The sequence below is a fragment of the Lewinella sp. 4G2 genome (assembly GCF_001625015.1).
Classification (GTDB): Bacteria; Bacteroidota; Bacteroidia; order Chitinophagales; family Saprospiraceae; genus Neolewinella.
Map to the genome: position 1 here is coordinate 2598717 of NZ_LVWJ02000014.1, position 11895 is coordinate 2610611.

Consider the following 11895-nt stretch of genomic DNA (forward strand, 5'->3'; position numbering starts at 1 on the left):
CCAAAACGACACTGTCTTAGTAAAGCTACAACGGAACCCTTCGGTATTAGTTCTCACCATTGAGAAACAATTATTTTAATAGTCGCCGCGAATTCCAAACAAGACTACTCTTTTTTGACGATTGGTCTATAATATATTCGGTCACGGATCAGACCGTATAAGCCTCAACCATATCGATTTGGAAGCGGAGGGATTACTTTGCGGCCGTGAACCTCCAACGACTACAATTTTTCCGAATCTACGCATGTGCAATCCTTTTTGCGCTGGTGTCCCTTTCCCCCCCGAACGGTGGTGGCGCAGACCACCTCACTGATTGTCAAGTGGAGAAAGGAGTCCGTTGCTAAATCTTTGTTGTGCGCCAGGCATGGCGCACGTCTACCGGCGGGTCAAGAGTAATAAGGGCAGCGCGGGCTTCGACGGGATGACCGTCGATGCGCTCAAAGCCCATCTTGATTCCAACTGGGAGGCGGTCAAAGTAGCGTTGTTGAATGATGATTACCATCCGCAGGCGATCCGCCGGGTGATGATCCCGAAGCCTTCGGGCGGGGAACGTCAGCTGGGGATACCTACGGTGATCCGAGGATGGGCGATGTACTTTTCATTGAGTGAGACGAAGAAATGGATGGAACCACTAGACAGTTGGTTGCGCCGCCGTCTGCGCAAGGTGAGATGGCAGCAATGGAAACGCAACTGGACGCGCTTTGAGGGACTGATTAAACGGGGGCTGGAAGAAGAGCGCGCCGCGAGGAGCGCCTTTAACCGGCTAGGCCCGTGGTTCAACTCGGGTGCCTCCCATATGAACCAAGCCTTCCCGAAGAGCTACTACGACAAGATCGGACTGGTCAGGATAACCGCAACGATTAACAAGCGCAAGGCCGATAGGCAATTTAAGGGAACCGCCGTGATACGGAACCGTACGTCCGGTGGTGTGAGAGGGCCAGGGGGAAGACGACTACCTTTGTGGAATCCACAGGTTTAAATAGTTACCTTCTCCTCACCCTACTCGATTCTTCCAGACTCGGTTAGAAGGTGTAACAACCAGACTTGCCAGAACCACGCCCAATGGCAATGCCCAGCGTAAGCCCACCAACAAAGTAGTAGTCATTGTTTTCACCACCGCGGTTGTAGGTGAGGTCGGGCACATCCGACGGTGAGGTGACGGCGGGGTTGGAGAAGAAAGCGCCGGCGGAACCGGTTTGGCTCAGGACATCGGAGTAGCGGACCAGCTGGCTGCTGATGTCGTCCAGATTATCCGTGCCCGGGATGCGGCCGCCCAGTTCAAGGCCAACGACGAAGCGTTCGGCGAAGCGGACGCGGACGCCACCACCGACGATCCCTACGGTAGTAGTCAATTCATAAGGGGTGGGTTCGTAGCCGGGGAGGCCCGAGCCCTGTCCCTGGGTACGGAGCGGCTGCAGGTCCACGTAATTACCTTCCTGGTTGCGGGCCTGGGGGTTGAAGCTCAGGACGCCGATACCCGCGAAAATGTAGGGAGCCAAAAAATTACTTTCCGGATCGCCAACGTAGAACAGATCGAGTTCCGCCACGATGTTGAATTCTGAAAGGGAAGAACGGAATTCCCGCCTCACTTCCGTGCGCTCACCGAAACCGTTCGGTAGGCTGGTGATATCCTCCCCCGAAAGGCGGCCGAAATTACCGTTCACCCGAACGCCAAAGCGAGTGGTGGGGCGGTAACGGAGGTAGGCACCACCGGCGAAATTGATATCATCAGCGAAAATACCGAAGGTGCTCGGGCTGAGGTCGCCGCTGTAAACGGAGCCACCTGCCTTTACGCCCAGTTCTAGCTGCGCCGAAAGGGCAGTGGAAGTCAAAGCAAGCAGGAAAACAAAGAAGAGTTGGTTTAGTGGGGAACGCATACGCGGAAGACAAGCTTTACGACCCGATTTACTAGGGCCAGTTCGACATACGGTGATCAGAATACTAGCGGAAAGGTGGGCCGCAAACCAGCAAATAGCCAGTGTGCTGCCTTCCAGTCATTATCCCTAACGCGAAGCACGCTTAGGAATTTCAAAGGTAGGCTGTTTTTTCCCATCCAATCGTCTTTGGTGGGGTACTGACGTACTTCAGAAGTGGCCCAACGTCCAATTCCGGTCATTTTCGAGGTGGCTCGGGCTACCATTGCATCTTCAAGGCCGTTGCGTCGTTTCTTTGCGTAGCCTATGCGAACAACTAAGGAAAAAGAAGAAACGCCAGATTCCGGGCGGACGAAGAAGGAGAAGCTGCAACGTTCCTACCGCATCTTCGGCTACGTCGAACGTTTTAAGTGGAAGTTCCTCCTCAGCTTTGTCATTCTCGTACTGAGTTCGCTGGTCTTCCTCGTTATCATGCAACTACCGGGGGAGGCTCTGAACGTGCTCAACGGGGAAGGGAGTTACGGCCTTACCGTCAAGGAAATATTCACCCTGCTCTTCGTACTACTCGCCATCCAGGCACCGCTGAGTTTTTTGCGGGTGCGTCTTCAGGCAGAAGTCAGCGAGAAAGCCATGGGAGCTCTACGGAAGGATCTTTACGGACAAATTCTTCGACTCCAAATCCCTTTCTTCGAGAGCAATCGGGTGGGGGAGTTGACAAGCCGAATCACCAACGACATCACCCAGATCCAGGGCATCTTCGCCCTTACGCTGGCCGAGTTTTTGCGGCAGATGATCATCCTGTTGGGGGCCATCGCATTCATTTTTTACACGATGAGCAAGCTGGCATTGGTGAGCCTGGCCATCTTCCCCGTCGTCGTGATTGCCGCCATGTTCTTTGGCCGCTACGTGCGCAAAATGACGAAGGCGCGCCAGGAGCAACTAGCTACCTCCAACGTGATCGTGGAGGAAAGTCTCCAGTCCATCAATACAGTAAAAGCTTACACGAACGAGGAATACGAACTCGTCCGCTACGCGAAAAGTATTGACGAAACGATTCGCATTTCTCTCAAGACGGCCTCCGCCCGCGGCCTCTTTTCGGCGTTTATCGTGACGGTCATGTTCGGCTCCCTATTTTACATCATTTACCGCGCTACTTTACTGGTACAGGCCGGTAGCCTGGAGACGGGTGATCTTTTCAGTTTCGTCATCTTCGTTGCCCTCATCGGTGGTTCCATTGCCAGCCTGGGTAATTTCTACACCGAGATCCTTTCCGCACTCGGTGCCTCGGATCGGGTGGTCGACATCCTGGAAAGCAAAGAGGTGGAAGCCATCCCCAACCCTGCCGTCGGTAAGCAGATCGACCAACCTGCGGCGAAGAAACAATTGTTTCGGGGGAAGATCCAGTACGATCAGGTTCGTTTCCATTACCCGACGCGGCCAGACGTAGAAGTCCTAAAGTCCATCTCCCTGACGGTGGAACCGGGGCAGAAGGTCGCCCTCGTTGGAGCAAGCGGGAGTGGCAAATCCACCATCGTTAAGCTACTGTTGCGTTTCTACCCCCTCACTTCGGGTGAAATCAGCGTGGATGGCCAGGACGTCAATGAATTCGATCTCCACGAGTTCCGGGAGCATTTGGCGCTCGTCCCTCAGGAAGTGATGCTTTTCGGCGGCACCATCCGGGAGAACATTGCCTACGGTAGCCTTGGCGCTTCCGACGAAATGATCTTCGAAGCAGCGCGCAAAGCGAATGCGTTTGACTTCATCCAGAAATTCCCCGAAGGCTTCGATACGGTGGTCGGTGATCGCGGCATCCAGTTGTCCGGTGGGCAGCGGCAACGCGTCGCCATCGCCCGGGCGATCCTCAAAGATCCTGCTATTCTGTTGCTGGACGAAGCGACCTCCAGTCTCGACGCCGAGAGCGAACGCGTCGTTCAGGATGCCCTCAACCGCCTCATGGAAGGCCGTACCAGCATCATCATCGCCCACCGTTTGGCGACCATCCGCGAGGTGGACCGCATCTACGTGATCGAGAACGGCCGCATCGTCGAGGCCGGTACCCACGATGAGCTCAGCGCCATCCCCGGCGGTGCCTATTCCGCGCTCGCCCGTCTCCAATTTGAACCCGTCGCCGAATGATTCAGCACGACGTCAGCCTGCGGGGGCTCAACACTTTTGGCCTGCCATCCGTGGCGGAATCCTACCTGCCGTTGCGTGATCTCGCGCAACTGGAAAGTCCTCATTTTCGCACTACGCCGGCTCTCGTACTCGGCGGGGGTAGCAATCTCTTGCTCCGGGAAAACGTGCCCGGTCTCACCGTCCACGTCCTGCTCGGGGGCGTACAAGAATTAGGCGCTGCCGCAGGTGCCGGGTCGGGGACCGGAACGGACGTCCACCTCCGGGTGGGTGGGGGAGTGGATTGGAACCAACTCGTCCGCTATACGTTGGACCAAGGTTTGGCGGGGATGGAAAACCTCGTCCTCATCCCCGGGACGGTCGGCGCGAGCCCGGTTCAAAACATCGGTGCCTATGGTGCTGAGGTGGCCGACTTGATCACCGCCGTCCACGTCTGGGAATACGGCCACGGCGCCCGCACCCTCCGACCGGATGAGTGTGACTTTGGCTACCGGGATAGCCGCTTCAAGAAAGAACCGGGACGTTTCCTGATCACCGCCGTTGACTTCCGGTTGCAGCGGAATGCGTCTTCCGTCAACACCAGCTACGGCGCCATCATTGCAGAACTTGAGAGGCTAGGCGTTGACCAAGCCACCCCGGCGGATGTTGCGCTGGCGGTGACGAACATCCGGCGGAGCAAACTTCCCGATTGGTTCTTCCTCGGCAACAGCGGTAGTTTCTTTAAAAACCCGGTGGTGCCCAAGACTACGCACGAGCGTATTCAGCAAGATTATCCGCAAGCTCCGTCCTATCCCATCGACACCGACCACGTCAAGCTACCCGCCGGTTGGTTAATTGACCGGGCTGGCCTCCGCGGTGCACGGGACGGGCAGGTAGGGACTTACGCCAAACAAGCACTGGTGATGGTCAACCACGGTGGCGCTACTGGTGAGGATATCCTTGCCTTCAGTTCCCGGGTACAAACGACCGTCCTTGAAAAATTTGGCGTCAATCTTGAGCGGGAGGTCCGGCTCATCGGAGGATGACTTAGCCGTACCGGCCTTTTAATGGAGGCGCTCCTATTGCCGTTAGCATCGAATCAAGGCTGATGTTTAATCCCCTGAGCCCCCATCACCTGGCACCTGCGGCAGCGCCCAACTCGTCGTGCATACTATCGGGGGCAGCGCCCAAGAATATTATACCTGCTGGAATAATTGGACGACGGCCAGTAGCGCCAGCATCCCCGACAAAAAGAAGTACAGATTGCGGGTGAAAAAGGCAGCGTGGCGGCTGATCCAATCGGCCGAGCGCGAGTAACCACAGAGGACTGCGAAGGAACCAAGGGCCGTCCCGGGGATGTAGGCCACCCGACCGGAGACGGAATTTGGCAGCGTTTCGTGGGCCAGCAAAAAGCCGGCGATGGCAAAAATAAAGGGGATGTTGAGCAGGTTCATGGCACTCATCATGACGCCGCGCCAGAAGGGGCCGCCAGTGTACTTCTTGTCCTCTTTCCTTTTACGGGCGTTGCGGGCGAAGTAGCCCTTGATCCCGAAACCCAGAGCAAGCACGAGGAGAATGTGCATCGCGTACTCGCGAATGGTGGTTACGATGTGGAGGTCACCCGTCAAAAAATCAGCAAAGAGTACGGCTAAGGTTGCCTGCACGGCGATGATGAGCACCATACCCAGCGCAAAGACGTACCCGCCGTTCCGGCCCAGCCGCAAAGACGTAGATACAACCTGCATGTTAAGCATCCCGGGCAGCAGGGAGATGAAAATACCGGTAGCAATACCGGCTAAAAAACCGTTAACGGGGTCCACGGCCGCAAAGGTACTGGGAATTGGGCTACTTTGGAGGACGCGGTGACTATTGAAAGGGTCTGCCAACATTATGCTTGGTAAAGGCGGTTCCGATTGGTGCTGGATTTGTCCGGATTCTGGTTCGTAGGGTAAGAGAATTGGTAGCTGCCGTATGAGTTGAGTTCACTTTAAACAAATAGCGAGTACCTTGCTATCGTATAGTTAACCAAAACCACAAACACGCACATGACACCAGTAAAGATCAAATTTGGTACGGACGGATGGCGCGCCATCATCGCCCAAGAGTATACCGTTGACAACGTAAAACGCGTCGCCGAAGGCACGGCCCTTTGGCTTAAGGAACAGGGCGGTAGCCGGGTAGTGATCGGTTACGACTGCCGGTTCGCCGGAGAACTGTTCACTGAAACGACCGCCCGGGTATTCGGGAAGCACGGCATCACCAGCCTCGTGGCCCCCGGCTACATCTCGACCCCGATGGTGAGCCTGGGCGTCGTCAAAACCGGCGCGGACCTCGGCGTGGTGATTACCGCCAGCCACAACCCGCCCAGCTACAATGGCTATAAACTCAAATCCAAACTCGGTGGCCCTTCCGTACCAGCGGACGTTACCGCCGTGGAAAACCTCATCCCCGACGCTGTACCCGAGGATCTGCCGACCTACTCGGAGCTCAAAGAAAAGGGGCTGGTGGAAGAGCACGACTTCGAGCAGATCTACCTGGACCACGTTTACCAGGGTTTTGACGTGGAACTAATCCGTAATTCCGGAATCGGTATCGCCTACGACGCCATGTACGGTGCCGGGCAGAGTGCCATGAAAAAACTGCTCCCCAATGCCACTCACCTTCACTGCGAGGTGAACCCCGGCTTTGACGGGCAGGCTCCGGAACCCATCGGCCGCAACCTAACGGAACTGGCGGAAACGATCAAAAACGATGACTCCATCGACCTCGGCATTGCCAACGACGGCGACGCCGACCGGATCGGACTATTCGATGCGGACGGGGAATTCGTGGACAGCCACCACATCCTCCTGTTGCTGCTGATGTACCAATACGAGTACAAAGGGATCAAGAACGGAGAGGTAATCCTGACCTTCTCGGTGACCGACAAGCTGAAGCAACTCGCCGAAGAGTACGGTCTGGACTACGAAGTGACCAAGATCGGATTCAAGTACATCGCCGAAATCATGGCCGAGCGCGACGTCATCGTAGGTGGCGAAGAATCTGGTGGCCTCGCCGTCTCCGGCCACATCCCCGAACGGGATGGCATCTGGATCGGATTAATGATTGCTGAATACATGGCGAAAACGGGCAAATCCCTGAAAGAACTCATCCAGGAACTCTACGCGAAAGTCGGTTCCTTCAACTGTAACCGGGATGACGTCCACGTCGAAAACGACCGCAAGTGGGAGATCGTCAAGCAGGCTAAGGAAGCTCCTTTCAAGACGGTAGGCCCCTACCAAGTGACGAACGTCGCCCACGTGGATGGTTCCAAATTCTACCTCGACGGTGATGACAAATGGTTCATGGTTCGGCCTTCCGGCACGGAACCCGTCCTGCGCGTCTACGCCCAGGGTGCCGACGAGGCGGAGGTTCGGAAGATCCTCGATGCCGCCCGCGCGGAGATGGGTATTTGAGTGACCTTTTCGCCATCAGGGTGCGTGAATTGTTGAGTGGACCAAAAGAAAGGTGATCCCAACATTCACGCACCTTCTTTATTAAAGAGACAAGTAATTTTTTTGATGACTTCCCTTCGTGCCATCCTATCCATCATCGCGGTAAGTCTATTAATCGTTTCCTGTGGGGGGGGCGAAACGGGAAGTGAGGCAACGGAAGCCATACCCGCCGGCCCCATAACCCTTACGGGTGGCCCGGTCAGTATTACGGTAGACCCAGCTAATGGTGCACGTATTACGTCCTATAAGTACCAGGACAAGGAAGTACTGAATCAGGACCAGGGAAACAACGGGCTAATGTTTGGTAGCACGGTATGGACCGGTCCTCAGGAGGATTGGGGATGGCCGCCTCCCGCTGCCTTTGATACCAAACCTTATAATGTAGTCAAGGTGCGGGATAATGTTTACCTCTTTACCAGCGAGGTGGACCCCGAGTCAGAATTACGCCTGGAGAAGCGAGTGCAGATGACGGAGGCGGGTGAGGTTGGGCTGCGTTACGCAGTCATCAACGAGTCCAACAAGAACGTAAGGGTAGGGGCCTGGGAAAATACCCGCCTGCCCTACGGTGGCCGCTTTGAGTTCCCGATTGGTGATACGGCTTGGTCCAAGGTGGATCCACTTCCGCTCGTCATTAAGGACAGCACGGCCGTAATCTTTTTGGACGAGCAGAATACGGAGCCGGCCAAAGTGTACGCCTCGTTGCGGGATACGGCAGTGCGTTACGTGCACGAAGGCTTGATCTTCACGAAGCAGACAATGATCACCGGAAAGAATCAGGTGGCCGAAGGTCAGGCGCCTTTGGAAATTTACTTTGACCCCGAGAATGGATTTTCCGAATATGAGCTGCACGGGGGCGTCTATACTCTCCAACCCGCCCAGCGAGCCGTCATGCGGGTAAAGTGGACCTTACGCAAAGAATGAGGTACTGGCTGGCCATATTGATCGGATCTGCCTCGTGGGCAAGTGACCTGCCCGCTCAGTCATCCCTGGCGGATACACTCAGCCAGGAAATTTGTGCCTGTATTACCGAGCGAGCCTACGACCGGCCCGCCAACGTAGCCCCCCAGTGCTTGTACAACGTTGGGCTAGCCTATGAGGAGCGGACCCAGGCGGTCTACGGTATGTCCGCTCGGCAGTACGACCAACGGCAGGCGCTTTTGGATACGATTGCCAGCACCTTAGCCATGAATTGCCCGGGCCTCCGGGATTTTCCCTCCCCGGTATTCAGGGAACGCAACTGGTCGGACATTCCCGCCAGACCCTCTTACAAATACGTGGCACCAAGACTTGGTGACGACCCCGTTAGCATTCCGCCACCTGAAGAGACAGCGTCCATTTTTGGTGAGGCAACCCAGTACGCCACTTTTGAACTAACCCTAATAGAGTTACGACCCGACGGAACCATGCGCGGTAAGGATGATACAGGGGAGAGCGTACTATGGCTACCTCCCCACCTACAGTTCGGAAGAACCTGGGTGGCGGGTACCACCCATACCTTCAAGTGCGAACGCCGGTTGGTAGCTGGAATTGGTTTGCGCTGGGAAGTGACCAGCGTGGACTGAAAGCGCATTACGCCCCTAATAGGTAGAAGGGAAGATTTCCAAAAATATCTTCTTTCAGAAAAAACTGAAAGTTTGTTGGGCTGTTTAATGTTGACAATACCACCGAATGAACGCCGCCTCACTTCCTACCGTACTTCGTGACCCGACCCTTGCCCCCGCCCTTCGTGCCATTGCCGAGAAGGTGCACCGGGGTAAGCGCATCTCCTCCGCCGAGGGGCTGACGCTTTACGAGCAGGCGCCTTTGGGTTATTTGGGCGCACTGGCAAACCACATTCGCGAAACCAAGCACGGAGATAAGACTTACTTCAATCGTAACTTCCACGTAGAGCCGACCAACGTTTGCCTTTACACCTGCACCTTCTGCAGTTACAGCCGCCGCATCAAAAAGCGGGAAGATGGTTGGGAATACAGTCTGGACGATATTATGGACATCGTCAAATCCTACGACGATAAGCCCGTTACGGAAGTCCACATCGTCGGCGGCGTATTGCCGCAGTACGACGTGCCATTTTACGCCGAACTGTTCTCGCGTATCCGTAAGCACCGGCCCGATTTGCACGTAAAGGCGCTGACGCCGGTGGAGTACCACTACATCTTCAAGAAAGCGAAGATCAGCTACGAGGAAGGGATGCAATTGATGAAGGAGGCCGGGCTACAATCCATGCCTGGCGGCGGCGCGGAAATCTTTCACCCCGAAATTCGGGATCAGATAGCCGGCGGCAAGTGTAGCGGCGAAGAGTGGCTGCGCATCCACGAGATCTGGCACGGATTGGGAATGCGTTCCAACGCGACCATGCTGTACGGCCACATCGAGAAGTTCCACCACCGCATCGATCACCTCGAAAAACTGCGTGATCTGCAGGATAAAACAAGTGGCTTCCAAACCTTCATCCCGCTGAAGTTTCGGAACCAGAACAATGAACTGTCCCATCTGCCGGAGTCAACCGTAGTGGAAGACCTCCGGAACTACGCGATTAGCCGGATCTTCCTCGACAACTTCGACCACGTCAAAGCCTACTGGCCCATGATTGGACGGACCACCGCCCAACTAAGTCTAGCTTTTGGGGTGGATGATATCGATGGCACGATCGACGATACTACCCGCATCTATTCCATGGCCGGGGGTGAACAAAATCCGGCGTTGAGTACCGAGCAGTTGGTCAAAATGATTCGTTCCGTCGGCCGCCACCCCATCGAGCGGGGTACGCTGTACGAAGTGATCAAAGACTGGAAAGACGTAGAGTTTGCGGACGACAAACAGTTCCGGGGGTACACGGCTTTACCCGTCGTCTAGATAGAGTGGGTTTAACTAAGTCCATCTTCTTCCATTCTACTATATCAAGACCAACCAAATGGGTGCTATGAAAACTGTCTACATCGTCCGCCACGGCCAGACCGATTATAACCTGAAGGGAATCGTCCAGGGAAGCGGAGTGGATGCTTCTCTCAACGACACCGGGCGCCGACAGGGACAATTACTGTACGAGAAGTACCGCGACGTGCCCCTTGAAGTTGTTCTTACCAGTGCACTCAAGCGTACCTGGGAAACTGTAGCGCCCTTCATTGAGTCGGGTATTCCCCACGAGAAGCACGCCGAGATCAATGAAATGAGTTGGGGTAGCCACGAAGGCAAGAAGGGAACTCCCGAAAGTATCCAAGAGTACCGGGAAATAAAGGACGGCTGGGGTTATGGTCGCATTGACGGCCGAATCGGCGGCGGTGAGAGCGCCAGAGAGATGGGGGAGCGTCTGCAAACATTCATTGACCATCTACCCAACCGGGACGAAGACCTGCTCCTCATTTGCAGCCACGGCCGTGCGATGTGCGGTTTGGTAACGCTAATGATGGGCCGCAAAATTGACCGGATGAACGAACTGGTACATAGCAACACTGGCGTTTGGCGGGGTACCTTGCAAACGGATGGTACCTGGCTTTTCGATCTGCAGAATGATCGATCTCACCTACCCGTTGAAGAAATTACCGGTAAATGGTAAGCACCACTCAACCAGTACTCATCCCTGACGTGTCCGCGCAGAATCCTCACCGGCTGGTGGCCGTGTCGTATCTCAATACTAAGCCACTGTTATACGGTTTGCTACGCTCCTCCGTGCAGGATCAACTTGAAATGGACCTGGCAATTCCAAGCGAGTGTGCCCGCCGTTTGGTAGCCGGCGAAGCCGATATTGGATTGGTTCCCGTTGCCATCATCCCCGAGTTACCCTCCGCGCACATCATCAGCGATTATTGTATCGGTACCAACGGCCCGGTCGCCACGGTCTGTATCTACGGCGACGTACCTATCCATGAAATGACGGCGATTTACCTCGATCACCACAGTCGCACTTCAGCCATGCTCACCAGACTGCTGCTCGAGGAGTACTGGAGTCGCGCGCCCACAATTTTAGCCGCCAAACCGGGTTACATCGATTCCATTGGCGGAACTGTTGGCGGTTTGGTCATCGGTGATCGGGCGATCGGGCTTAACCGCCGCTTCGCCTACACTTACGACCTTGGGGAAGCCTGGCTTCAGCATACTGGGTTACCCTTCGTTTTCGCTGCATGGGTGGCTACTAAACCGCTACCCCCAAACTTTACGGAAGCATTTAACCGGGCGTTGGCAAGTGGTCTTGAGCACCTGCCAGAACTCCAACTGTTACTTTCCTCACCGGACCCTGAATTCAGTCTGGTCGACTACTTCAACCGCCACATCGATTACCGTTTTGACGAGCCCAAACAGCGGGCCTTGGATCGATTTTTGACCTACGTACGCTCGGTGAAGTAATTCGAGCATTCATCATTACTTTCAATTGGGCGCTGCCGCGGGTGCAGTGAAATGGGACAAGTATCCCACTC

At 55.4% G+C, this 11895-nt stretch carries 11 protein-coding genes; 9 read left to right on the forward strand and 2 right to left on the reverse strand.

The genetic code is table 11. The features are described from left to right. Positions 1-364 precede the first annotated feature (364 nt). On the forward strand, positions 365-979 hold the full coding sequence (locus A3850_RS10985; protein ID WP_068216466.1) for a group II intron maturase-specific domain-containing protein: 615 nt from the start codon (positions 365-367) through the stop codon (positions 977-979). A 43-nt stretch (positions 980-1022) separates the two neighbouring features. Here A3850_RS10985 and A3850_RS10990 read toward each other — a convergent pair whose 3' ends face one another. After that, entirely contained in the window at positions 1023-1877 is an 855-nt protein-coding gene (locus A3850_RS10990) for a DUF6089 family protein (RefSeq protein WP_068216468.1), read from the reverse strand. A gap of 303 nt (positions 1878-2180) precedes the next feature. Here A3850_RS10990 and A3850_RS10995 point away from each other — a divergent pair, with 303 nt between their 5' ends. Continuing rightward, the gene (locus A3850_RS10995; RefSeq protein WP_068216471.1) at positions 2181-4010 is read left to right on the forward strand and encodes an ABC transporter ATP-binding protein; all 1830 of its coding nucleotides are present in this window, start codon (positions 2181-2183) and stop codon (positions 4008-4010) included. Further along, the gene (gene murB / locus A3850_RS11000; RefSeq protein ID WP_076639941.1) at positions 4007-5032 is read left to right on the forward strand and encodes a UDP-N-acetylmuramate dehydrogenase; all 1026 of its coding nucleotides are present in this window, start codon (positions 4007-4009) and stop codon (positions 5030-5032) included. The genes A3850_RS10995 and murB overlap by 4 nt, the downstream gene beginning before the upstream one ends. 150 nt (positions 5033-5182) lie before the next feature. Here murB and A3850_RS11005 read toward each other — a convergent pair whose 3' ends face one another. After that, the gene (locus A3850_RS11005) at positions 5183-5875 is read right to left on the reverse strand and encodes a LysE family translocator (protein ID WP_068216473.1); all 693 of its coding nucleotides are present in this window, start codon (positions 5873-5875) and stop codon (positions 5183-5185) included. A gap of 156 nt (positions 5876-6031) precedes the next feature. Between A3850_RS11005 and A3850_RS11010 the strand changes: the two genes are divergently transcribed. The 6 genes from A3850_RS11010 (at position 6032) to A3850_RS11035 (ending at position 11824) form a co-directional block, all read left to right on the forward strand. Beyond that, the gene (locus A3850_RS11010; protein WP_068216475.1) at positions 6032-7441 is read left to right on the forward strand and encodes a phosphoglucosamine mutase; all 1410 of its coding nucleotides are present in this window, start codon (positions 6032-6034) and stop codon (positions 7439-7441) included. Positions 7442-7546: 105 nt separating this feature from the next. Continuing rightward, positions 7547-8401, forward strand: coding sequence for a hypothetical protein (locus A3850_RS11015; protein ID WP_068216477.1), 855 nt, complete (start codon positions 7547-7549; stop codon positions 8399-8401). Then, positions 8398-9042 carry a hypothetical protein gene (locus A3850_RS11020; RefSeq protein ID WP_068216478.1) on the forward strand — a complete coding sequence of 215 codons (645 nt, stop codon included), beginning with the start codon at positions 8398-8400 and terminating at the stop codon, positions 9040-9042. The genes A3850_RS11015 and A3850_RS11020 overlap by 4 nt, the downstream gene beginning before the upstream one ends. A 106-nt stretch (positions 9043-9148) precedes the next feature. Then, positions 9149-10336: an aminofutalosine synthase MqnE gene (gene mqnE / locus A3850_RS11025; RefSeq protein ID WP_068216480.1), complete on the forward strand. Its 1188-nt coding sequence runs from the start codon at positions 9149-9151 to the stop codon at positions 10334-10336. A 67-nt stretch (positions 10337-10403) separates the two neighbouring features. Beyond that, on the forward strand, positions 10404-11036 hold the full coding sequence (locus A3850_RS11030; protein WP_068219692.1) for a histidine phosphatase family protein: 633 nt from the start codon (positions 10404-10406) through the stop codon (positions 11034-11036). Next, positions 11030-11824: a menaquinone biosynthetic enzyme MqnA/MqnD family protein gene (locus A3850_RS11035; RefSeq protein ID WP_068216482.1), complete on the forward strand. Its 795-nt coding sequence runs from the start codon at positions 11030-11032 to the stop codon at positions 11822-11824. Before A3850_RS11030 ends, A3850_RS11035 begins: the two co-directional genes overlap by 7 nt. The last annotated feature ends 71 nt before the right edge of the window (positions 11825-11895 follow it).

Excerpts from the sequence above, each read along its gene's own strand:
- A3850_RS10985 (WP_068216466.1), top strand. The coding sequence starts at position 365 with ATGGCGCACGTCTACCGGCGGGTCAAGAGTAATAAGGGCAGCGCGGGC.
- A3850_RS11020 (WP_068216478.1), top strand. The coding sequence starts at position 8,398 with ATGAGGTACTGGCTGGCCATATTGATCGGATCTGCCTCGTGGGCAAGT.
- A3850_RS11015 (WP_068216477.1), top strand. The coding sequence starts at position 7,547 with ATGACTTCCCTTCGTGCCATCCTATCCATCATCGCGGTAAGTCTATTA.
- A3850_RS11035 (WP_068216482.1), top strand. The coding sequence starts at position 11,030 with ATGGTAAGCACCACTCAACCAGTACTCATCCCTGACGTGTCCGCGCAG.
- A3850_RS10990 (WP_068216468.1), bottom strand. The coding sequence starts at position 1,877 with ATGCGTTCCCCACTAAACCAACTCTTCTTTGTTTTCCTGCTTGCTTTG.
- mqnE (WP_068216480.1), top strand. The coding sequence starts at position 9,149 with ATGAACGCCGCCTCACTTCCTACCGTACTTCGTGACCCGACCCTTGCC.
- A3850_RS10995 (WP_068216471.1), top strand. The coding sequence starts at position 2,181 with ATGCGAACAACTAAGGAAAAAGAAGAAACGCCAGATTCCGGGCGGACG.
- A3850_RS11010 (WP_068216475.1), top strand. The coding sequence starts at position 6,032 with ATGACACCAGTAAAGATCAAATTTGGTACGGACGGATGGCGCGCCATC.
- A3850_RS11005 (WP_068216473.1), bottom strand. The coding sequence starts at position 5,875 with ATGTTGGCAGACCCTTTCAATAGTCACCGCGTCCTCCAAAGTAGCCCA.
- murB (WP_076639941.1), top strand. The coding sequence starts at position 4,007 with ATGATTCAGCACGACGTCAGCCTGCGGGGGCTCAACACTTTTGGCCTG.
- A3850_RS11030 (WP_068219692.1), top strand. The coding sequence starts at position 10,404 with ATGAAAACTGTCTACATCGTCCGCCACGGCCAGACCGATTATAACCTG.